Genomic DNA, 20,570 nt, shown 5'->3' with positions numbered 1-20,570 from the left:
ATGCGCGTCGCGCGACTTGGGTCGGAACGGGTGGAGGTGGACGACTTTCGTCTCGGCTCCCGCTTCGAGTTGGCAGTGGCCGATACCATGGGTGCGCGACGAAAAGAAGACCCGGCATGCAGAGTTTTCACGCAAGTGGGCCATGCACGCCGCACATGCGTGGGGCGCCACCCCTGCCCGCCGCAGCCTTTTCCAGCCCCGCAGAGAGGGGGCAGACATCCCCTCGATGAAGCCCCTCAGCGCGTGATTTGGATCAGCGTGTCGCCGGGCCCATGGCTCTCGATCAGGCCGTAGAGCGTGGCTGCATTGCTCGGATGAAGGCGGATGCAGCCGTGCGAGGCGGGCGCGCCGAGCTGGTTCACGGCATAGCTGCCATGGATGGCATAGCCGCCGCGAAAGAACACCGAGTAGGGCATGGGCGAGTTGTAGTATTTACGGGAGAAATATCTTCGGTGAAGCCGCTGCGGCCGGTATGTGCCGGTGGGGGTGACATATCCGCGCCGCGCGGTGGAAACCAGCCAGCTGTAGCGCGGCACACCGTTCACCAGCACCGTCATGCGCTGGGTGGAAAGGTCCACGCGCGCCACCACGCCGGCCTGCGCGGGCGCGGTCCCCCCCGCCCACAGGGCCGCGCCGACGAGCACCAGAAAGAGCCGGCAGACGGACCCGAAGCCCTTCATGCGGAAGATGCGCGCAGCCGCACGCGCCCTGCCCCTCGCGCCCATGGTGTTCCCCTCCGTCAGCCATACTGCCACGGCGCTTTCGCAACGCAAGGGTGAACATGGATGAGGCTACCTCTCCGCGCTGTACGCCGCCGGCGGATGGCGAGGGCCCGCGCCGCTCTTCCCCTGCCCGCCTGCTCTTGCCGCATCACCGCGTCTCGTGCACTTGAGGCGGAGGCGCAAAATGCTCCGGTGGAGACACTGCCATGATGGTGATGGTTCTGGGCCTGATCGTCTTCATCGGTATCCATGTGGTGGCGAGCCTGAGGGAGCTTCGCGCGAAGCTGATCGGCGCCATCGGCGAGGCGGCCTACAAGGGCCTATTTTCTCTCCTCGCGGCCGGCGGGCTGGCGCTCACGGTCTACGGCTTCGCCCTGTGGCGGGCGGCCGGGCCGGCCATGGTGTGGGAGCCGCCGCTCGCGCTGCGGCATGTCACGCTGCTGCTGATGCTCCTTGCCTGCATCTGCGCCGTAGCGGCCTATGTGCCCAGCCATCTGCGTACGCGGTTGAAGCATCCGCTGCTGGTGGCGGTGAAGACCTGGGCCGTCGCCCACCTGCTGGCCAATGGCGACGCCGCATCCATGATGCTGTTCGGCGCGGTGCTCGCCTGGGCGGTCTATGACCGCATCGCCCTGCGCCGTCGCGGCGCGCCGGTGCCGGCATCGCCGGCCGGGTGGGCGGGCGATGCCCTTGCGGTGGTGGCCGGGGTGGTGCTCTATGCGCTTCTCGCCTTCCTGTTCCATCCCTATGTGATCGGGGTGCCCGTGACGTGAACGGGCGGGGAACGGGAGCCGCGGCCGCGCGTGCCCGGCGAGCCCAGGGCAAAGATGCCCGCGCCAAAATCTAGAGGAACGTCATGTCCAGCCAGGCAGACAGCCGCCGCATCACCGCGCCGGAGATCCAGGCCCGCAAGGGGGGTGACCCCATCGTTTCGCTGACCTCCTACCACGCCCACACCGCGCGTCTGCTGGACCGCCACGTGGACGTGGTGCTGGTGGGCGACAGCCTGGGCATGGTGATGCACGGCATGGAAACCACCGTGCCCGTCACCGTGGAGCTGATGATCATGCACGGCCGCGCCGTGGTGCGCGGCACCAGGCGGGCGCTGATCGTGGTGGACCTGCCCTTCGGCAGCTACGAGGCGAGCCCCACCGAGGCCTTCCACACCGCCGCCCGCGTGCTGAAGGAAACCGGCGCCGGCGCCGTGAAGCTGGAAGGCGGCCGCCGCATGGCCGAGACGGTGCGCTTCCTGGTGGACCGCGGCGTGCCGGTAATGGGCCACGTGGGCCTCACCCCCCAGGCCATCAACACGCTCGGCTCCTTCAAGGCGCGCGGACGTGACGATGCGGAGGCCTCCGTCATCCTCGACGATGCGCGCGCCATCGCCGAGGCGGGCGCCTTCTCCATCGTGCTGGAGGCCATCGCCGAGCCTCTCGCCCGCCGCATCACCCAGGAAGTGGCGCCGCCCACCATCGGCATCGGCGGTTCGGCCGCCTGCGACGGGCAGATCCTGGTGCTGGAGGACATGCTCGGCCTCGGCGAACGGGTGCCCAAGTTCGTGAAGAAGTACGCCAACATGGGGCCGGAGATCGAGAAGGCCGTCGCCACCTATGCGGAAGAGGTGCGCGCGCGCACCTTCCCGGGCCCGGAGCACGTCTACGCCCCGCGCCTCGTGCAGAAGGCGAAGGCATCCTGACACGCTGCGGGCGGCCTTCCCAGGAGGGCCGCCCACCATCGGCAATCCCGGTGCGAGAGCACGCGTGGCGTCAGGGGCACGGGCGAACAGCGCGGCCTGCCGCCGGGGCGAGGCGTCGCTCCCGGCCCTGCCGCCGTGCAGGAGCTTCAGTGCTGGGAGAGCGCTCTCGGCCATCGCCCAGGAGCTGGGTCCGATCCCGCCTGCCCGCTTGCACGCCCTACCTGCGAAAGCGCGGGCATTGACGCGTTTTCGAGCGATATGAAGCCTGCACGCACGAAGAGAACGCGTCATTGCGAGAACCCGGAGCGCTTGCCGCCGAGTCGGCGCGCACGGAAAACGCCTCTATAGCGCGTCGCGCAGGTGCTTCACGAAGGTCGCGAGGCCGGTGAGCCGCCGGCGCTTCAGCCGTTCCGCTTGCAGGATGGACTGCAGCTTGACGAGGCTGTCCTCCACCTCATGGTTGATGAGGATATAGTCATACTCGTCGTAATGGCTGATCTCGTCGGAGGCCTTGGCCATGCGCTGATGCACCACCTCGTCGGTGTCCTGGGCGCGGGTGCGCAGGCGCTTCTCCAGGTCGGCCGCGCTGGGCGGCAGCAGGAAAACCTTCACGAGATCCTGCTGGGCGCTCTCGCCGAGCTGCTGGGTGCCCTGCCAGTCGATGTCGAACAGCACGTCCCGCCCGGCGGAAAGCGCATCCTCCACGGCGCGGCGCGGGGTGCCATAAAGGTTGTTGAAGACAACCGCATGCTCCAGCAGCTCGCCTTCTTCGCGCATCCGCTCGAAGGTGGGCACGTCCACGAAGAAATAGTCCTTCCCCTCCACCTCGCCGGGCCGGGGCGCGCGCGTCGTCACCGAGACTGACATGGTGATGCGCGCGTCCACCTCCAGCAGGCGACGCGACAGGGTGGTCTTGCCCGCGCCGGAGGGCGAGGAGAGCACCAGCATCAGCCCGCGCCGCGCAAGGCCCGCGCCGGCCCCCGGCTTCCAGCCGGGCAGAGCGAAATGGGGAGAGAGGGAAGAAGGCGTCGTCACCGCGGTCACTCGAGATTCTGGATCTGCTCGCGGAACTGATCCACCAGCAGCTTCAGGTCAAGGCCGATCTGCGTGAGCACCACCGTGTTGGACTTTGAGCACAGCGTGTTCGCCTCGCGGTTGAACTCCTGGGCCAGGAAATCCAGCCGCCGGCCCACCGGCCCGCCGGCCCCCAGCAGCTCCCGCGCGGCGGCCACGTGGGCCGCCAGCCGGTCCAGCTCCTCGCGAATGTCCGCCTTGGTGGCCAGCAGCACCGCCTCCTGGTGCAGCCGCTCGGGGTCGAGCTGGGGCCCTGCCTCCAGCAGGACGCGCACCTGCTCTGCGAGCCGCGCGCGAATCGCCTCCACGCTGCGCTCGGGCAGACGCTCCGCCGCCTCCACCAGGGCCGAGATGGCGTCGAGACGGCCAAGCAGCACCACCTGCAGCGCCTGCCCCTCCCGCTCGCGCATGGTGCAGAGCTCGGCCAGCGCCACCTCGAAGGCCGCGAGGCAGGCGACGGAGCGGACATGCCGCCCGGCCTCGTCCTCCTCCGCCTCGGTCACCTCGACGATGCCCTTGACCGCCAGCAGAGCGTCGAGCCCCGGTTCCGGAACGCCGAGCCTCTCGGCGGTGCGGCGCACGGCGCGCACGAGACTTTCAAGCCCCGCCTCATTGACGCGGATGGCCACGTCCTCCCCCTCCCGCGCCGCGGTGAGGGTGGCGGAGACAGAGCCCCGGGCCAGCACGGCGCCCGCGCGGGCGCGCACCTGGGCCTCGATATCCTCGCAACCCGGCGGCAGGCGCAGGCGCAGGTCCAGCCCCTTGCCGTTCACCGAGCGCACTTCCCATGCAAAGCGCCAGCGCCCCTCGCTCGCGGAGGCGCGGGCGAAGGCGGTCATGCTCGCCAGCGATGCGGGGCGCGTGGCCGCGGGGGCGGAGGAGAGCGCGGTCATGGGTGCTCACGCGGGGGATGAGCCGCCGCGCGCCTTCTTCAGTTGCCGGCGGGCTTGGCGGCGCCGCCTTGGGGGGACGCGGGCGTCGGCGCGGCCGGCTGGGGGGCCGAGCCGGACTGAGCCGCCTCGATGGCGCGCCAGCGCGCCACATTCTTGTTGTGGTCCGCCAGGGTCTCGGCGAAGGCATGGCCGCCCGTGCCGTCGGCCACGAAGTAGATATCCTTCGTGTGGGCGGGATTGGCCACCGCCGCCAGCGCGTCGCGGCCGGGATTGCCGATGGGCCCGGGCGGCAGGCCGTCCACCGTGTAGGTGTTGTAGGCGGTGGGCGCGACAATGTCCGTGCGGCTGATGGGCCGCCCCAGCGATCCCTTGCCGCCGACGATGCCGTAGATGATGGTCGGGTCCGACTGGAGCCGCATCTTCTTGTTGAGCCGGTTGACGAAGACCGCCGCCACCTTGGCGCGCTCCTCCGGCTCGCCCGTCTCTTTCTCGACGATGGAGGCGAGGATGATCATTTCCTGCGTATTCTTCAGGGGCAGGTCGGGGTCCCGCTTCTCCCACAGGGCCTTGACCAGCTTCTGCTGGGCGTCGGCCATCTGCTTCAACACCTCGTCTCGGGACATGCCGCGATGGATGCGGTAGGTCTCGGGCAGCAGCGTGCCTTCCAGCGGCACCACCGGTGTGCCGGTGAGCAGGTCGTTCGCGAGCAGGCGCTGCACCACCTGCAGGCTGGTGAGCCCCTCGGGAATGGTGACCTGGTGCACCACCACCTTGCCGGAAGCGATGGCATCCACCACGCTCGCCATGGACTGGCCCGGCTTGAAGAGATATTCGCCGGCCTTCATGCTGGCATCCGGGCGCGTCATCTTCTGGCCCAGGATGAACACCAGCCAATTGTCGATGACGCCCTCGCGCTCCAGCGTCTCCGCCATGTCGCGCACGCCCGCGCCGCGCGGGATAAGAACGGTCTTCTCCGCGGCCAGTGGGCCCGGCCCGTTATAGGCGTGCTCGCCGTACCAGAGGGCGAGGCCGCCGCCGAGCAGCACGAACAGCAGGAAGGTGAAGATGCCGCTGCCGATGGTCACCGCCGGGTGGCGCGCGGCCTGAGAGGGCCTGCGGGCCTTGCCCTTGTCGCGGCGCCGGACGTGATAGGTGGGCGCGACCCCGCGATCAGGATTCTCGTTCTCTGGCGTTTCCATCATGGGCCTCCCACGCACGGCGCCGGACGATCTGGCGCGACCGCTGTCACGGCCACGCCGTGGACGCAGGCCGCGCCGCGCCGGCTCAGGCCGCGTAGCGCCGGAAGATCAGCGACGCATTGGTGCCACCGAAACCAAAGGAATTGGACAGCACCGTGTCGATTTTGCGGGGCTGCGCCTTCAGGGGCACCAGATCAATGGGTGTTTCCACCGATGGATTCTCGAGATTAAGCGTCGCCGGGGCAATCTGGTCGCGGATGGCGAGCACCGAGAAGATGGCCTCCACCGCGCCCGCCGCCCCGAGCAGGTGCCCGATGGAGGACTTGGTGGACGACATGGCGGTCTTGCCCGCCGCGTTGCCCAGAAGCCGTTCCACCGCCTTCAGCTCGATCTCGTCCGCCATGGTGGAGGTGCCGTGAGCATTGATATAGTCGATATCGCCGGCCGAGAGGCCGGCCCGCTTCAGCGCGGCCGACATGCAGCGATAGGCGCCGTCGCCGTCCATGGACGGGGCGGTGATATGGTAGGCGTCGCCGGACAGGCCGTAGCCCACCAGCTCGGCATAGATGCGAGCCCCGCGCGCCTTGGCGTGCTCCAGCTCCTCCAGCACCACCACGCCCGAGCCCTCGCCCATCACGAAGCCGTCGCGATCCCTGTCGTAGGGGCGCGAGGCGCGGGTGGGCTCGTCGTTGAAGGCGGTGCAGAGCGCCTTGCAGGCGGCGAAGCCCGCAAGCGCAAGGCGGTTGATGGGCGATTCGGTGCCGCCGGCCACCATCACGTCCGCATCGCCCAGGGCGATGAGGCGGCCGGCGTCGCCGATGGCGTGGGCGCCGGTGGAGCAGGCCGTGACCACCGCGTGGTTCGGCCCCTTCAGGCCGTGCGCGATGGAGACGTAGCCGCCCGCCAGATTGATGAGTCGGCCAGGAATGAAGAAGGGCGAGATGCGGCGCGGGCCGCGCTCCTTCAGGGTGAGGGAGGCTTCCGCAATGCCCTCGATGCCGCCGATGCCGGAGCCGATCAGCACGCCCGTGGTGATCTGCTCCTCATAGGTGGACGGATGCCAGCCGGCATCGTCGAGCGCCTGGGAAGCGGCAGCCATGGCGAAGACGATGAACTCGTCGACCTTGCGCTGCTCCTTTGGCTCCATCCACTGGTCGGGATTGTAGGTGCCGTCGGAGCCGTCACCGCGCGGAATGTTCGCCGCGATCTTGCAGGCAAGATCGGAAACATCGAAATGCGTGACGGCCGTAACGCCGCTTTCGCCAGCGAGCAGACGCCGCCACGTGGGCTCCACGCCGCAGCCGAGGGGCGTCACCATGCCGAGACCGGTGACGACGACACGTCTCATGGGGAAAACTCCGGCAGACGCTCGAAAGCGTGCAAACATCCCGGCTGAAGGCCAATGCCGTGCCTTCCACGCCCGCTTCCGGACCCATCGCAGCAGCCGCGACGGGCCGATCACAAGAACGGCCGCGGGCGCAGGGCGCCACGCGACCGGAGCCTGAACTTCGAGCCGCGGCTCAGGCCGCGTTCTTCTCCAGGAACTTGATGGCGTCGCCGACCGTCAGAATGGTCTCGGCGGCGTCGTCGGGGATCTCGCAGTTGAAGGCTTCCTCGAACGCCATCACGAGCTCGACGGTGTCGAGGCTGTCGGCGCCGAGGTCGTCGATGAAGGAGGCGCCATCGGTCACCTTCTCAGGTTCGACGCCCAGATGCTCAGCGACGATCTTCTTCACCCGCTCGGCGATGTCACTCATCGATGCAACCCTCGTTGTTCGGATAATCCCGTTGCCGTTCGGCGGCTGGAGGTGGGCATAATGCCTTTTTTCCGCCGTGCCCAGCCCCCTCGTCCACATCCGGTGCATGGGGCCGGCGCCGCCGGCGCTTGAGCCCACCGGCATGGCGCCGCACCGCACGTCTCCTGACGTTGCGTGACGGACCGGGAATGCCAGGCGGCGCTCCCGAATCCGGACCGGCTGTGCGGCTCGTACCATACTCGCGACGCCCTGACCAGCGAGGGCAAAGGCGTCGCATCGCAGCATTCAGATCATGGCCATGCCGCCGTTCACGTGCAGGGTCTGGCCCGTCACGTAGGCGGCTTCATCGGACGCGAGATAGACGCAGGCGGCGGCGATATCCTCCGGCGTCCCCAGCTTTGCGGCAGGCACGGCCTTCAGGATGCTCTCGCGCTGCTTCTCGTTGAGCGCGTCGGTCATGGGCGTGGCGATGAAGCCGGGGGCGACGCAGTTCACCGTCACCCCGCGCGAGGCCACTTCCTGCGCCAGCGACTTGGACATGCCGATCATGCCCGCCTTGGCCGCCGCGTAATTGCCCTGCCCCGCATTGCCGGTGACGCCGACGATGGAGGTGATGGAGATGATGCGGCCGGAGCGCCGGCGCATCATGGTGCGCACCGCCGCGCGCGAGAGGCGGAAGGCGGCCGTGAGGTTCACCGCGATCACCTGGTCCCAGGCCTCGTCGGAGAGGCGCATGAAGATGTTGTCGCGGGTGATGCCTGCGTTGTTCACCAGAATGTCGATGTGGCCGCCCAGCGCCTCCTCGGCGGCGGGCACCAGCTTCTCCACCTCTTCGGCGTCGCCGAGATTGCAGGGCAGCACCGCCACGCGCGCCCCGCCGAGCTCGGCCGCCAGGGCCTCCAGCGCCTCGCGGCGGGTGCCGGAGACGGCGACGGTGGCGCCCCGGGCGTGCAGCGCCTTGGCGATGGCGCCGCCGATGCCCCCGGTGGCGCCGGTGACGAGCGCGGTCTTGCCGGTCAGATCGAACATGAAACCCCAGTCCTCTGTTGGATTGCTCCGGCTGCGGGCCGGTCATTGACGACGACGTGTCCCGCCCGTCCGGGCCGGGGCGCGCCCGTGGCCGCCGGCGCGCGGCGTCCACGTCGAAACCTTGGGGAAGCTTCTGCCCCCTCCCGGCCGCGCGCCGCAAGCGCGGGAGGCCGGAAGGGACAAAATATCCGCGTGTCTCAGGCGACCGGGGCCGCGCTGCGGGCGGCGATGAAGGCCGCCACGTCCTCGGCGGCGCCCACGTTGGAGCAGGCGATCGACTTGTCGATGCGCTTCACGAGGCCGCACAGCACCTTGCCGGCGCCCACCTCCACCATGCGGTTCACGCCCGCGCCCGCCATGTAGATGATGCTCTCGCGCCAGCGCACCGTGCCCGTCACCTGCTCCACCAGCAGGCGGACGATCTCGGCCGGGTCTGTCACCGGCGAGGCGCGCACGTTGGAGACGACGGGCACGCGCGGCGACATCACGGTGGAGCCGGAAAGGGCGACTTCCATCGCCTCCGCGGCGGGAGCCATCAGCCGGCAATGGAAGGGGGCGGACACCGGCAGCAGAACCGCCTTCAGCGCGCCCTTCTCCTTGGCGATGACGATGGCCCGCTCCACCGCCGCCTTGCTGCCGGACACCACCACCTGGCCGGGGGCGTTGTCGTTGGCCGCCTCGCACACGTCGTCGCCGGCGGCTTCCGCCGCCACCGCCACCGCCTGCTCGTAATCGAGCCCGAGCAGCGCCGCCATGGCGCCCTCGCCCACCGGCACGGCATCCTGCATGGCGCGGCCGCGGATGCGCAGCAGGCGCGCCGCCTCGGTAATGGTGAGCGCGCCAGCCGCCGCCAGCGCTGAATACTCGCCCAGCGAGTGGCCGGCCACGAACGCCGCGTCGCGCGCCAGGTCGAGCCCCGCCTCGGCCTCCAGCACGCGCATGGCAGCGAGGGAGACGGCCATGAGCGCCGGCTGCGCGTTGGCGGTGAGGGTCAGCGTCTCGGCCGGGCCGTCCCACATGATGCGCGTGAGGTGTTCGTTGAGCGCGGCATCCACCTCGTCGAACACCGCCTTGGCGGCGGGGAAGTTCTCGGCGAGCGCCTTGCCCATGCCCACGGCCTGGCTGCCCTGGCCGGGAAAGATGAAGGCGGTCTGAGAGGTCAAGCGCTGTCCCTCGCTCATGGGGCGGCCCTCCGGTGCTCTGGAAGCAGGGTTGAAATTGGGGAGCGCAGAGACACCGGGAATGTGGGCGAGTCAAGGCGGGGCGCTGTTGCGAAACCGTCTGCAATCCGTGCGATATATCCAAGGTTGTGGAATCGCGGGGGTAGCAGGGGTGTCCAAAGTCATCTCCATCGTGAACATGAAGGGCGGCGTGGGAAAGACGACCCTGGCCGTGGCGCTGACCGACTACATCGGCTGCGTGCTGCAGCAGAATGTATGCCTGGTGGACCTCGATGCGCAGGCCAACGCCAGCTACGCCGTGCTGGGCGAGGAGCGCTTCGAGGCTCTGATCGAGCAGAATGCGACCATCGACCGCTTCTTCCTCGACCAGGGCAAGCCCTTCAAGGACGACAGCCTGGACGACTACATTCTCGACGAAGCCTCGCGGCTGGAGGACGGGGGCGGGCGCGTCTCCCTCGTGCCGTCGAACCCGCGCCTGCGCATGGTGGAGCGCTCGCTGCTCATCAAGCTGGCCCGCCTCAACGTCTTCGACCAGGAGCTGGAAGGCCGCGCGGGCTCGGCCCTGCGGCGTGGCTTCGCCGACCTGACCGGCAAGGGCACCTATGTGGTGGTGGATTCCCCGCCGGGCATCTCCGGCTTCGCCATGGCCGCCCTCAAGGCCTCCGACATCGTGGTGGCGCCCGTCAATCCCGATTATCTTTCCGCCATCGGCCTCGACCTGCTCGGCCGCGAGATCATCCCGCGCCTGCGGCCCGAGGAGCGCCCGCCGCTCTGGGCCTGCCGCACCAAGATCCGCTCCGGCGTCCATTATCCCCGCATGGAAAAGTTCAGCGATCCGACGTTCCAGGAAACGGCAGACTTCTCGCTCATGAGCACGGTCATCCAGCTCCGTGCGGATCTCGGCCGGATCGTTGAGGAGGGTGAGCTTTTCCAGTCCTTCAGGCAGAAGTACGGAACCGCCATCGATGACGTCATCTCCTTCGGAGAGGAAGTCATGAGCCTTGTGGACGGTGAGAGATGAGCAGCCCCATGTCCGCCCTGGAAGCCGCCCGCGCCCTGGCCGCCGCCGTCCACGACGGCGAGCGCGAGTTGAACGACCTCCTGATCCAGAAGTTCATTCTTCCGAAGCTGGAGGCGATCTCCGGCCTCGATGCCGCTCGCGCCGGCTTCAAGGCGCTCGGCCCCGCGCCGTTTCGTGCCTACGCGATGCGCATGGCCGATGCGAAGGTCAGGAAGGTTCTCGAGGCATGCGGCTGCGGGAAGGCCGCGATCAAGCCGCTGTCGGGCGTCGAGATCCGGAACCTTCTGGATGAGCTTGCTTCAGGCGCGCGCGACACTTACGCGCCGGAGCCCCGCCCCTCCCGCTCCGCGCCCGCCGCGCGGACGCCGAAGACCGCCCCCAGCCGCGAGCCGAAGCCCCAGGCCCCCCTGCCCGACGCGCGCGCGCTCTACCGGTCCGGCGGCACGGAAGCGCTTTACAAGGCGATCAAGCCGCTGAAGGTGGCGGAACTGCGCGCCGTCATCGCGGACCAGAACCTCAAGGTGCCCCCCAAGGCCGGCGCCAAGAAGGACGATCTGCTGAAAAGCATCCAGACGGCGGTTCGCGACGAGCTGGGCGTGCGCGGCGACTGGATCGGCGCTGTCGCGCGCAAGAAGGATGACGCGGACGGGGCGTGATCGCGCTCCGGGCTCACGCCCACCTGCGCGCGCATGCGGCATCGATCCGCCCGTCGTGCAGGGCACTCGCCACCAGCACGCCGGCGGCGCCCGCCGCCGCCAGGGCGTCCAGGTCCTGCGGCCCGCGCACGCCGCCGGCGGCGAACACAGCCGCATCCGGACGCAGCGCCCTGGCCCGGCGCAGGGCATCGAGGTCCGGTCCCTCGCCGGAGCCCACCCGCGCCAGCGTCATCACGATGACCCGCTCCGGCCACAGGGAGGCCTCCTCGTGCACCGCGCGGGGGCCGAGGGGGCCGGTGCCGTCGTGGTCCAGGGAAAGGATGGCGCCCGAGCGCAGCAGCGCGCGCGCATCGCTGCCCTCACTGATGGATTCCGTACCCAACACGCTGGTGCCGAGCCCGGCCGCGGCGCGGGCGCGTACCGCCTCCGCGCGCGCCTCGCCGGCATCCACCCAAAGCTCCACCTGCGGGAAGGCGCGGCGCAGGGCAGCGACCGTGGGGGCGTTGCCTCCGGCGCCGGTGATGGCGTCGATGTCCGCCACATAGAGAGCGCGAAAGGGCGCGAGCGCGAGGAAGCCGGCGGCCACGTCCACAGCCCCCGAGGAAGCGCAGAGCGGGCTCGCGAGGGGCGCATAGCTCTCACGCGCGCCGCGGCGGGCGTGAACCACGATGCCGCCTTTGAGATCGATGACCGGAATCAGCAGCATTCACCTCACCCGAGCCGGAAGACGCATGGCAGCATCGCATTTCGTCCGTGCCTCGCGCCAGCCGGCCGGGAGGGCATCGCCTCCCGCGGACGCGTGCGGCGCAGCACGGGACGGCGACGCTGATCCGTTGAAAGCCGGAGCGGAAAACAATAGGAAGTCACGACACCCACGGTGCGCGCGGCACCCCGGGCCGGCCCCTCCCCGCCTCACGCGAGGCGCGTGGGGCATGACGACCCCCATTGCGGCCGAGCTTCCGCGCGATCCGGCGTTCTGCTGCGCGCGCGAGGCGTGAATGACACCACCTGACGATCCCGAAATGATGGCTGACGCTTTCGTCTCCACGGAGGCGCTTCCCGCCGGCAAACCGGCTCAGTCCGGCCGGCTGTTCCTGCGCGCCCTGCCCTTCTTCGCCCGCCACGGCGTGCACGAGGCGGAACGGGAGCTCGGCCAGCGATTCGTGATCGACGTGGACTGGTGGCTCGACACCCGCCCCGCCGCCTGGGCCGACGACGAAGCGCTCACCATCTCCTACCAGCAGGTGTACGAGCATGTGGCGGCGGTGGTGAACGACGACCCCGTGCACCTCATCGAGACCCTGGCGGAGCGCATCGCCACCCGGATGCTCGACCACTTCGCCCTGCTGGAGCAGGTGCGCGTGGTGGTGCACAAGCCTGGTGCGCCGGTGACGGGCGTGTTCGGCGACGTGGGCATCGAGATCGTCCGCCGGCGCTGAGCGCAACCGCCGGCTTGACGGTAATTGCTTTGCCGCGCGGCGCGCCTTGGGCCATAAGGGCGCCGGCGGCGCGGGCCGCCGGTCGTGCCAGGGAGATGATGGTGAGTGAGATCGTGACCCTTCAGGCCTATCTTGATCGCTGGGCGGGAGCGGACGCGGGGCGCAAGGCCGTCGCCGGCGCGGTGCGCACCATTGCGGCGACCGGCGTCGGCATCGCCGACCTGGTGGCGCGCGGGCCGCTGGAAGAGGGGCTCGCCAAGATCCGCGGCACCGATCCCAATGCCGGCGGCGACGCGCAGAAGGAGCTCGACGTCATCGCCGAGGAGCGCATCGTCTCGGCCCTGAAGGGCACGGAAGTGGCGTTCCTCGCCTCCGAGGAGAGCGAGGAGCTCATTGCGGTGAACGAAGGCGGCCGGCTGGTGGTGGCGGTGGACCCCCTCGACGGCTCCTCCAACATCGACACCAACGTGTCCGTCGGCACCATCTATTCCATCCTGCCCTATGAGGCCGGCGAGCACCCCAACCCGGCGGCGGCGGTGATGCGTCCCGGCAGCCACCAGGTGGCGGCGGGCTTCCTGGCCTACGGGCCGGCGACCATCCTGGTCTCGACCCTGGGCGCGGGCACGCAGGTGTTCGTCCACGACCGGGAGAAGGGCGAGTTCTTCCTGGCCCGCGAGCAGGTGGAAATCCCGGCTGAGACCAAGGAATACGGGATCAACCAGTCCAACGTGCGCCAGTGGCACGCGCCGATGCAGGCCTATCTGGCCGATTGCCTCGCCGGCAAGGAAGGCCCGCGGGGCAAGGACTTCAACATGCGCTGGGTGGGCTCCATGGTGGCCGACGCCTTCCGCATCTTCACCCGCGGCGGCGTCTACATCTACCCCTCTGACAAGCGCAAGGGCTACGAGAACGGTCGCCTGCGCCTGATCTATGAGGCGAACCCGGTAGCCTTCCTCACCGAGCAGGCCAAGGGCGCCGCCACCGACGGCAAGACCCGCATCCTCGACATCGTGCCCCACCACATCCACCAGCGTATTCCGCTGGTGTTCGGCTCCCGCGCCGAGGTGGAGAAGATCGCGTCCTATTACTGAGCCGGGGCGGGCTTTCGCGCCCCCTCCTCTTCCGTCATGTCGCGCGGCGCCGGCCACCACCGGCGCCGCCTGCGTTTTCACCCCCTTGACCGCCGCATTAAAAAAACGTTCGATCGTTTCCTGAACGCACGGAAGGCGCCCGCCCGCGCCGGCCGCGAGCGGGAGCTTCCCGCCGCGCCGGCGCGCGAGACGAAAAGGCGCCATGCGGAGGAAACCAATGTCGCCCGCCAGCCCCTGTTATGAGACCCTTCGGCGCGCCTTCTCCTGGAACATTCCGGAGCGCTACAACATGGGCGTCGCCTGCGCCGATGCCCATGCGGACGGCTCCGGCCGGCCAGCGCTGATCTTCGTGGAGGAGACGGGCGCCACGCGCGCCTACAGCTTCGATGAGCTGAAGGCGCTCACCAACCGATTCGCCAACGTGCTGACGGCGGCGGGCCTCCAGCGCGGAGACCGGGTGGCGGTGTTCCTGCCCCAGGCGCCGGAAACGGCCATCGCCCATATCGGCGCCTTCAAGGCGGGCATGGTCTCTGTGCCGCTGTTCACGCTGTTCGGCGCCGAGGCGCTGGAATACCGCCTTGCCGCCTCCGGCGCGCGGGCGCTGGTGACGGACCTTTCCGGCCTCGCCAAGCTGGAGGAGCTGCGCGCGCGCCTGCCCGATCTCGCCCATGTCTTCGTCACCGGCACGGACCCCGGCGCGGCCCATGCCCGCCTGTTCGACACGGCGCTGGAGGCTGCATCCGACCGCTTCACGCCGGTGGAGACGACGCCGGACGACCCCGGCATCATCATCTTCACCTCCGGCACCACCGGCAATCCGAAGGGGGCGCTGCACGGCCACCGGGTTCTGCTCGGCCACCTGCCCTGCCTCCAGGTCATCCACCGCGGCATGCCCCAGCCCGGCGACCTGCACTGGACGCCCGCCGACTGGGCCTGGATCGGCGGCCTGTTCGACGTGCTGTTCCCCACCCTGCACCTGGGCGTGCCGGTGCTGGCCCACCGCGCCCGGAAGTTCGACCCCGAGGCCGCCATGGCGCTGATGGCGGAACACGGCGTGCGCAACGTGTTCCTGCCGCCCACCGCCCTGAAGCTGCTGCGGCAGGCGGACGTGAAGCCGCGCGCGCTGAAGCTGCGCTCGCTCCTCACCGGCGGCGAGACGCTGGGGGCGGAGCTGGGCGCCTTCGTGGCCGAGCGGCTGGGCGTGGAGGCGCGGGAGATCTACGGCCAGACCGAATGCAACCTTGTGGTGGGCTCCAACTCCGAATTCTTCCCCATCCGCCCCGGCGCCATGGGCAAGCCCATGCCCGGGCACGACGTGCGCATCGTGGACGACGCGGGCCACGAGCTGCCGGTGGGCGAAGAAGGCAACATCGCCGTGCGCCGGGGCGATCCGGTGATGATGCTGGAATATTGGCGCAACCCCGAGGCCACCGCCCAGAAATATGCCGGCGACTTCCTCCTGACGGGCGATCGGGGGCGGCAGGACGAGGACGGCTACCTCTGGTACGTGGGCCGGGCGGACGATGTCATCACCTCCGCCGGCTACCGCATCGGGCCCGGCGAGATCGAGGACTGCCTTCTGAAGCACCCGGCGGTGGCGCTGGCGGCGGTGGTGGGGGTGCCGGACCCCGTGCGCACCGAGGCGGTGAAGGCGTGGCTGGTGCTGAAGCCGGGCCACGCGGGCACGCCCGAGCTGGCGCGCGAGCTGCAGGAGCATGTGAAGAGCCGCCTCTCGGCCCATGAGTATCCCCGGCAGATCGCCTTCGCCGAGAGCCTGCCCATGACCGCCACCGGCAAGATCCTGCGGCGCGAGCTGCGCGCGCTGGGCTGAGGGCGAGGCACTCGGGAGCCTTGCGGAAGGAATGCGTGGCGGGGGAGGAGGCTTCCCCTCCTTCGCGGGCGCTGCCATGGTGCGGGGGAATTCATCCGCCCCCTGAACCCACCTGGTACCCACCAGGCACCGCCGGCGCTTCCCTGGGAGGACCCCCCGCCCATGCTGGACAGCTATGTTCCCAGCGACATCGTGAGCACGTTCGACGGCATCTACACCTCCATCAGCAGGCCGCTCATGGAGGTCTTCAACGACGCCGCGGGCTTTCCCTTCGACCGGCTCATCGTCGCGGTGGTGATCCTGGCATTCTTCTTCGCCATCCGCCGGCCCATCCGCCACGTCATCTTCCTGGGCATGGGGCTGCTGTTCGGCGTCGACAAGCGGGATTTCCGGGAAAACCTCCGGCGGGCGCTGGCGGGGCCGGTGGAGCTCCTGCCCGTCGTGTTCGGGACGTTCCTGGCCTTCGAGGCCGTGAAGATCGACGAAAACAGCCCGGTCAAGCTGTTCTCCGAACGGGTGGTGGAGACGCTGTTCATCGTCTTCGTCTACTGGACCATCATCGCGCTGGTGGAGCCGGTCACCGAGCAGCTTCGGCCGCACGCGGGCCGGCTGACGGATTCGGTGATCGACTGGACCCGCAAGGCGGTGAAGTGCTTCTTCGCCTTCTTCGCGCTGGCGGCCGTCCTGCAGCAATGGGGTATCAAGATCGGGCCGCTGCTGGCGGGCATGGGCATCGCCGGCGCGGCGGTCGCGCTCGGCTCTCAGGCGCTGTTCAAGAACCTCATCTCGGGCGTGCTGATCCTGCTGGAGCGGCGCTTCCAGTATGGCGACTGGGTGAAGGTGCAGGGCGTCATCGAGGGCACGGTGGAGAGCATCGGCTTCCGCTCCACCCGCATCCGGCAGTTCGACGATTCTGCGGTCCAGGTGCCGAACTCGGATCTCGCGGACAACGCCGTCATCAACTACAGCCAGATGCGCCGGCGCCGCATCTACTGGGTGATCGGCGTGCCCTATTCCGCAACGGTGGACCAGCTCAAGGCCATCCGCGACGGCATCGAGCAGCACATCCACACCTGCGACGACTTCGTCCCCTACACGCTCGCCTCCACCTTCGTGCGCATCGATTCCTTCGGTGCCTCGTCCATCAACATCATGGTCTACTGCTTCACGCAGACCACCAAATGGGGCGAGTGGCTGCAGGTGAAGGAGCGGCTCGCCTACAAGATCATGGAGATCGTGCTGGGCGCCGGCAGCAGCTTCGCCTTCCCCTCCACGTCGCTCTATGTGGAATCCGTGCCGGGCGGGCGGCCAGACCTGTTCCTGCCGCCGGAGGATGCCCGCCCGCGCATCCAGCCGGCAGCCGGCACGCCGGACGAGGCGCCGCTGATGCCGGAGGCGCCGCGCGGCTGATTCCAGGCCATTGGCTCCGGTCCCTGGCCGGCGCCGGCCGCGTTTCGCTCCCGCCCCGCGCCGGCGCCGCGCGCCGTCACACCGCCAGATAGGCGTCGCGCAGCTCCGGCGCGGCCTCCAGCTCGGCCATGGTGCCGCCGAAACGCACCCGCCCCCGTTCGAGGATGTAGGCGCGGTCGCACACCAGCCGCGCGAAGTGGAGGTTCTGCTCGCTCACGAGAATGCCGAGCCCCTCCCGCTTCATGGCCACGATGGCCTCAGCCATCTGCTCCACGATGCGCGGCGCGAGGCCCTCGGAGGGCTCGTCCAGCAGCACCAGGGCGGGATTGCCCATGAGCGTGCGGGCGATGGCGAGCATCTGCTGCTCGCCCCCGCTCATCTGCCCGCCCCGCCGCCCGCGCATCTCGCCGAGATTGGGGAAGAGGGCGCAGATGCGCTCCACGGTCCAGGTGGCGACGCCGGGGCGCGGCGGCCGGCGGCCCACCTCCAGGTTCTCCTCCACCGTCAGGTCGGTGAAGATGCGCCGGTCTTCCGGCACGTAGCCGAGGCCGCGCCGCGCGATCTCGTAGGGCGGCAGGCGCGAGATGTCCTCGCCCGCCAGCAGCACCCGGCCCGCGCGCCGGGGCACGAGGCCCATCAGCGAACGGAAGGTGGTGGTCTTGCCGGCGCCATTGCGGCCCAGCAGGGCCACCACCTCGCCCTCGCCCACCGCAAGGTCCACGGCGAACAGGATGTGGGCCTGTCCATAGAAGGCGTCGAGGCCCTGCGCGTCGAGCCTCATCGCCCCGCCTCCCCATGGCGCCCGCCCGCGTGCAGCAGGCCCTCGCCGAGATAAACCGCCCGCACCCTCGGGTCCCGCCGCACCTCCTGCGGGGCGCCACGGGCAATCACCTCGCCCCTGTCCAGCACCATCACGGCATCCGCATGCTCGAACACCACGTCCATGTCGTGCTCGGTGAAGAGCACGCCCATGCCCCGTGCGCGGGCGAGGGAGGCGGCGAGGCGCATCAGTTCCGCCCGCTCGCCGGGGGCCATGCCGGCGGTGGGCTCATCCATGAGCAAGAGGCGCGGCCGGTTGGCGAGGGCCATGGCCAGCTCCAGCCGCTTCAGGTCGCCATAAGCGAGCGCGCCGCAGGGCCGCTCCGCCTGGTCCACCATGCCCACCTGCGCCAGCAGTTCCTCGGCCTCCGCGCGGCAGGCGGCGCCGGCGCGGCCCACCGGCCGCCAGAGCCGGCGATGGTGGGAGAGCAGCGCCACCTGAAGGTTCTCCCGCACCGTCATGGAGGCGAAGGTGGCGGTGACCTGGAAGGTGCGCCCCACCCCACGCCGCCACATGGTGCGCGGCGGCAGGCCCGTCACCGCCTCGCCCGCGAGGGAGATGGTGCCGGCATCCGGGCGGATCTGCCCGTTGAGCATGTTGAAGCAGGTGCTCTTGCCCGCGCCGTTGGGGCCGATGAGCGCCAGCATCTCCCCCGCGCGCAGCGAGAAGGAGACATCCCGCACCGCGTGCACCCCCGCATAGGACTTGGCGAGCCCCCGCGCCTCCAGCAGCGCGGTCATGGCGCCGTCTCCGCGCCGTCCCGCGGCGGGCGCACCCGCGCGAGAACGCTTTCGGCGAAGCCGGCGATGCCCTTCGGAAAAGCCACCACCAGCAGCACGATGACCGCCCCCAGCACCAGCTTGGAAAGATCGGTCTGGCTCATGAGCCAGATGGCGAGCGCCTTGTAGACCACCGCCCCCGCCACCGCGCCGGAAACCGTGCCGATGCCGCCCAGGAGCACCATCACCAGCGCATCCACGGAGACCGGAATCGCCAGCACCTCGGGAAAGACCGACCCTTTCAGGAAGGCGAACAGCGCCCCGGCTAGGCCGGCGAACGTGCCCGCCACCGCGAAGGCGGCCCACTGCACCCGCCGCGGGTCGATGCCGAGCGCCTCGGCGCGCAGGGCGCTGTCGCGCGCGGCCCGCAAGGCGTAGCCGAAGGGGGAGAACACCAGCATGCGCAGCGCCGCCACACCTGCCACCGCGAGCGTGAGCGCGAGCCAGTAGAAGCCCTGCGGGCTCGCGGCCCAGGCCGCCGGCCACACGCCCAGGATGCCGTTGTCGCCCCCCGTCACCTCCATCCACTGGAACGCCACCGACCACGTGATCTGCGCGAAGGCGAGGGTGAGCATGGCGAGATAGACCCCGGATAGCCGCACGCAGAACCAGCCGAACAGCGCCGCCCCCGCGAGCGCCAGCAGCGGGCCGAGCGCCAGCGCTACCCCCATGGACGCGCCGAGCCCCGTGGCGGCGAGCGCAGCGCCATAGGCGCCGAGGCCGAAATAGGCGGCATGGCCGAAGGAGGCGAGGCCGCCGGTGGACATCATGAATTGCAGGCTCGCCGCGAACAGCACGAACACCAGGATCTCGGCGCCGACGCCGAGCGCATAGCCGCCCGCCACCAGCGGCAGCGCCGCCGCCATGGCCACCACCAGCACGGCGCCGAGGCGCGCCGCCGGGGAGAGCGGGCGCCACGGCCGCGCGGAAAGGCCGGTGCCGGCGCGCGGGGCGGCATCCGGCCGGCCGAACAGGCCCCAGGGCCGCACCACCAGCACCAGCGCCATCACCAGGAACACCGTGACCATGGAGATCTGCGGCAGCACCAGGATGCCGAACGCGTTCAGCTCCGCCACCAGCACCGCCGCCACGAACGCCCCCGTGACCGAGCCCAGCCCGCCGATGACCACCACCACGAACGCCTCCACGATGATGGAGAGGTCCATGGCATGGGTGACGGTGGTGCGCGGGATCTGCAGGGCGCCGCCGAGCGCCGCCAGGAACACGCCGAGGGCGAACACGCCGGTGAACAGCCACTTCTGGTTCACGCCCAGGCAGGCCACCATCTCGCGGTCCTGCGTCGCGGCCCGCACCAGCACGCCCCAGCGCGTGCGGTGGAACAGCAGCCACAATGCCCCCAGCACCGCCGGGCCCAGCGCCATGAGCAGGAGATCATAGCTGGGCACCAGGCGGCCCAGCACCGGCACCGCGCCGGAGAAGCCCGGCGCGCGCGGGCCCATGAGATCGTCCGGCCCCCAGGCCAGCACCACCAGGTCCTCCACCATCAGCGTGACGCCGAAGGTGGCGAGAAGCTGGAACAGCTCGGGAGCCTGATAGATGCGGCGCAGCAACACCATTTCCATGAGCGCGCCCAGGACCGCCACCGCGAGGCTCGCCGCCAGCAGGCCGCCCCAGAAGCCAAGCGGCCCCGAGAAGCGCTCGGTGAGGGTGAAGGCCACGTAGGCGCCGAGCATGTAGAAGGCGCCGTGGGCGAAGTTCACGATGCGCGTGACGCCGAAGATGATCGACAGGCCCGACGCCACCAGGAACAGGGAAGCGGCGCTGGCGAGCCCGCTCAGGGCCTGGATCAGCAGGAAATCCACGGCAGCGCCTTTCGTTCCCCGGCGGGGAGGTCTTGTGGTTCCGCCCCTCGGCGGCAAGGTCCGCATCGGGCGGCCGGGCGGCTGGATCGCGCCGCCCCTTGGGACCCATTACCCGCCACCCGCGGGCCGGAGGGAAGGCCCCCGGACCG

General features: G+C 70.0%; 20 protein-coding genes. 8 read left to right on the top strand and 12 right to left on the bottom strand.

Annotation, left to right across the window (positions count from 1 at the left end):
• Positions 1 to 236: 236 nt before the first annotated feature.
• Positions 237 to 725 carry a L,D-transpeptidase gene (locus tag V5F61_RS03575; RefSeq protein WP_393987385.1) on the bottom strand — a complete coding sequence of 163 codons (489 nt, stop codon included), beginning with the start codon at positions 723 to 725 and terminating at the stop codon, positions 237 to 239.
• A 203-nt stretch (positions 726 to 928) separates the two neighbouring features.
• On the opposite strand from V5F61_RS03575, the gene V5F61_RS03570 reads away from it, so the two are divergent.
• Positions 929 to 1,495 carry an NnrU family protein gene (locus V5F61_RS03570; protein WP_393987384.1) on the top strand — a complete coding sequence of 189 codons (567 nt, stop codon included), beginning with the start codon at positions 929 to 931 and terminating at the stop codon, positions 1,493 to 1,495.
• A gap of 83 nt (positions 1,496 to 1,578) precedes the next feature.
• Positions 1,579 to 2,418 (top strand): 3-methyl-2-oxobutanoate hydroxymethyltransferase, encoded by an 840-nt coding sequence (panB, locus tag V5F61_RS03565; RefSeq protein WP_393987383.1) that lies wholly within the window; start codon positions 1,579 to 1,581, stop codon positions 2,416 to 2,418.
• A 342-nt stretch (positions 2,419 to 2,760) separates the two neighbouring features.
• On the opposite strand, the gene gmk is transcribed toward panB, so the two are convergent.
• The 7 genes from gmk to fabD all read right to left on the bottom strand — a co-directional run bounded on the left by gmk (position 2,761) and on the right by fabD (position 9,551).
• Entirely contained in the window at positions 2,761 to 3,366 is a 606-nt protein-coding gene (gmk, locus tag V5F61_RS03560; protein ID WP_393987457.1) for a guanylate kinase, read from the bottom strand.
• A 92-nt stretch (positions 3,367 to 3,458) separates the two neighbouring features.
• On the bottom strand, positions 3,459 to 4,385 hold the full coding sequence (locus V5F61_RS03555) for a YicC/YloC family endoribonuclease (protein ID WP_393987382.1): 927 nt from the start codon (positions 4,383 to 4,385) through the stop codon (positions 3,459 to 3,461).
• A gap of 38 nt (positions 4,386 to 4,423) precedes the next feature.
• Positions 4,424 to 5,587, bottom strand: a complete 1,164-nt coding sequence (gene mltG / locus V5F61_RS03550) for an endolytic transglycosylase MltG (RefSeq protein WP_393987381.1) — start codon at positions 5,585 to 5,587, stop codon at positions 4,424 to 4,426.
• Between the two features lie 82 nt (positions 5,588 to 5,669).
• Positions 5,670 to 6,932, bottom strand: coding sequence for a beta-ketoacyl-ACP synthase II (fabF, locus tag V5F61_RS03545; protein WP_393987380.1), 1,263 nt, complete (start codon positions 6,930 to 6,932; stop codon positions 5,670 to 5,672).
• A 172-nt stretch (positions 6,933 to 7,104) separates the two neighbouring features.
• Positions 7,105 to 7,341, bottom strand: coding sequence for an acyl carrier protein (locus V5F61_RS03540; protein ID WP_234050244.1), 237 nt, complete (start codon positions 7,339 to 7,341; stop codon positions 7,105 to 7,107).
• Positions 7,342 to 7,626: 285 nt separating this feature from the next.
• A complete protein-coding gene (gene fabG / locus V5F61_RS03535; RefSeq protein WP_393987379.1) occupies positions 7,627 to 8,370 on the bottom strand; it encodes a 3-oxoacyl-[acyl-carrier-protein] reductase in 744 nt (247 codons plus the stop codon).
• Positions 8,371 to 8,567: 197 nt separating this feature from the next.
• Entirely contained in the window at positions 8,568 to 9,551 is a 984-nt protein-coding gene (gene fabD, locus V5F61_RS03530) for an ACP S-malonyltransferase (RefSeq protein ID WP_393987378.1), read from the bottom strand.
• Positions 9,552 to 9,702: 151 nt separating this feature from the next.
• On the opposite strand from fabD, the gene V5F61_RS03525 reads away from it, so the two are divergent.
• Positions 9,703 to 10,572: a ParA family protein gene (locus V5F61_RS03525; protein ID WP_393987377.1), complete on the top strand. Its 870-nt coding sequence runs from the start codon at positions 9,703 to 9,705 to the stop codon at positions 10,570 to 10,572.
• On the top strand, positions 10,569 to 11,228 hold the full coding sequence (locus tag V5F61_RS03520; RefSeq protein WP_394104002.1) for a hypothetical protein: 660 nt from the start codon (positions 10,569 to 10,571) through the stop codon (positions 11,226 to 11,228). Before V5F61_RS03525 ends, V5F61_RS03520 begins: the two co-directional genes overlap by 4 nt.
• Positions 11,229 to 11,241: 13 nt before the next feature.
• Here V5F61_RS03520 and V5F61_RS03515 read toward each other — a convergent pair whose 3' ends face one another.
• Entirely contained in the window at positions 11,242 to 11,934 is a 693-nt protein-coding gene (locus V5F61_RS03515; RefSeq protein ID WP_393987375.1) for a HisA/HisF-related TIM barrel protein, read from the bottom strand.
• Positions 11,935 to 12,226: 292 nt separating this feature from the next.
• Between V5F61_RS03515 and folB the strand changes: the two genes are divergently transcribed.
• From folB to V5F61_RS03495, 4 genes are all read left to right on the top strand, one after another.
• Positions 12,227 to 12,667, top strand: a complete 441-nt coding sequence (folB, locus tag V5F61_RS03510; protein WP_393987374.1) for a dihydroneopterin aldolase — start codon at positions 12,227 to 12,229, stop codon at positions 12,665 to 12,667.
• A gap of 98 nt (positions 12,668 to 12,765) precedes the next feature.
• Positions 12,766 to 13,758: a class 1 fructose-bisphosphatase gene (locus V5F61_RS03505; RefSeq protein ID WP_393987456.1), complete on the top strand. Its 993-nt coding sequence runs from the start codon at positions 12,766 to 12,768 to the stop codon at positions 13,756 to 13,758.
• A 217-nt stretch (positions 13,759 to 13,975) separates the two neighbouring features.
• Entirely contained in the window at positions 13,976 to 15,589 is a 1,614-nt protein-coding gene (locus V5F61_RS03500; RefSeq protein ID WP_393987373.1) for an acyl-CoA synthetase, read from the top strand.
• Between the two features lie 162 nt (positions 15,590 to 15,751).
• The gene (locus V5F61_RS03495; RefSeq protein WP_393987372.1) at positions 15,752 to 16,999 is read left to right on the top strand and encodes a mechanosensitive ion channel family protein; all 1,248 of its coding nucleotides are present in this window, start codon (positions 15,752 to 15,754) and stop codon (positions 16,997 to 16,999) included.
• A 76-nt stretch (positions 17,000 to 17,075) separates the two neighbouring features.
• Here the strand turns inward: V5F61_RS03495 and V5F61_RS03490 are convergent, their stop codons facing one another.
• Genes V5F61_RS03490 through V5F61_RS03480 form a run of 3 tightly spaced genes read right to left on the bottom strand, consistent with a single transcriptional unit; the run spans position 17,076 to position 20,421 of the window.
• Positions 17,076 to 17,780 (bottom strand): ABC transporter ATP-binding protein, encoded by a 705-nt coding sequence (locus tag V5F61_RS03490; protein WP_393987371.1) that lies wholly within the window; start codon positions 17,778 to 17,780, stop codon positions 17,076 to 17,078.
• Complete coding sequence (locus tag V5F61_RS03485; protein ID WP_393987370.1) at positions 17,777 to 18,559, bottom strand: ABC transporter ATP-binding protein; 783 nt, start codon at positions 18,557 to 18,559, stop codon at positions 17,777 to 17,779. Before V5F61_RS03485 ends, V5F61_RS03490 begins: the two co-directional genes overlap by 4 nt.
• Positions 18,556 to 20,421 carry an ABC transporter permease gene (locus V5F61_RS03480; protein ID WP_393987369.1) on the bottom strand — a complete coding sequence of 622 codons (1,866 nt, stop codon included), beginning with the start codon at positions 20,419 to 20,421 and terminating at the stop codon, positions 18,556 to 18,558. Before V5F61_RS03480 ends, V5F61_RS03485 begins: the two co-directional genes overlap by 4 nt.
• Between the last annotated feature and the right edge of the window lie 149 nt (positions 20,422 to 20,570).

This window comes from Xanthobacter sediminis (assembly GCF_043195015.1).
GTDB lineage: Bacteria > Pseudomonadota > Alphaproteobacteria > Rhizobiales > Xanthobacteraceae > Xanthobacter.
This window is presented reverse-complemented; position numbering and strand designations above follow the sequence as displayed.

Bases quoted from the DNA above. Each gene is read 5' to 3' on its own strand.
- V5F61_RS03575 (WP_393987385.1), bottom strand. From the start codon at position 725: ATGGGCGCGAGGGGCAGGGCGCGTGCGGCTGCGCGCATCTTCCGCATG.
- V5F61_RS03570 (WP_393987384.1), top strand. From the start codon at position 929: ATGATGGTGATGGTTCTGGGCCTGATCGTCTTCATCGGTATCCATGTG.
- panB (WP_393987383.1), top strand. From the start codon at position 1,579: ATGTCCAGCCAGGCAGACAGCCGCCGCATCACCGCGCCGGAGATCCAG.
- gmk (WP_393987457.1), bottom strand. From the start codon at position 3,366: ATGCTGGTGCTCTCCTCGCCCTCCGGCGCGGGCAAGACCACCCTGTCG.
- V5F61_RS03555 (WP_393987382.1), bottom strand. From the start codon at position 4,385: ATGACCGCGCTCTCCTCCGCCCCCGCGGCCACGCGCCCCGCATCGCTG.
- mltG (WP_393987381.1), bottom strand. From the start codon at position 5,587: ATGATGGAAACGCCAGAGAACGAGAATCCTGATCGCGGGGTCGCGCCC.
- fabF (WP_393987380.1), bottom strand. From the start codon at position 6,932: ATGAGACGTGTCGTCGTCACCGGTCTCGGCATGGTGACGCCCCTCGGC.
- V5F61_RS03540 (WP_234050244.1), bottom strand. From the start codon at position 7,341: ATGAGTGACATCGCCGAGCGGGTGAAGAAGATCGTCGCTGAGCATCTG.
- fabG (WP_393987379.1), bottom strand. From the start codon at position 8,370: ATGTTCGATCTGACCGGCAAGACCGCGCTCGTCACCGGCGCCACCGGG.
- fabD (WP_393987378.1), bottom strand. From the start codon at position 9,551: ATGAGCGAGGGACAGCGCTTGACCTCTCAGACCGCCTTCATCTTTCCC.
- V5F61_RS03520 (WP_394104002.1), top strand. From the start codon at position 10,569: ATGAGCAGCCCCATGTCCGCCCTGGAAGCCGCCCGCGCCCTGGCCGCC.
- V5F61_RS03515 (WP_393987375.1), bottom strand. From the start codon at position 11,934: ATGCTGCTGATTCCGGTCATCGATCTCAAAGGCGGCATCGTGGTTCAC.
- folB (WP_393987374.1), top strand. From the start codon at position 12,227: ATGACACCACCTGACGATCCCGAAATGATGGCTGACGCTTTCGTCTCC.
- V5F61_RS03505 (WP_393987456.1), top strand. From the start codon at position 12,766: ATGGTGAGTGAGATCGTGACCCTTCAGGCCTATCTTGATCGCTGGGCG.
- V5F61_RS03500 (WP_393987373.1), top strand. From the start codon at position 13,976: ATGTCGCCCGCCAGCCCCTGTTATGAGACCCTTCGGCGCGCCTTCTCC.
- V5F61_RS03495 (WP_393987372.1), top strand. From the start codon at position 15,752: ATGCTGGACAGCTATGTTCCCAGCGACATCGTGAGCACGTTCGACGGC.
- V5F61_RS03490 (WP_393987371.1), bottom strand. From the start codon at position 17,780: ATGAGGCTCGACGCGCAGGGCCTCGACGCCTTCTATGGACAGGCCCAC.
- V5F61_RS03485 (WP_393987370.1), bottom strand. From the start codon at position 18,559: ATGACCGCGCTGCTGGAGGCGCGGGGGCTCGCCAAGTCCTATGCGGGG.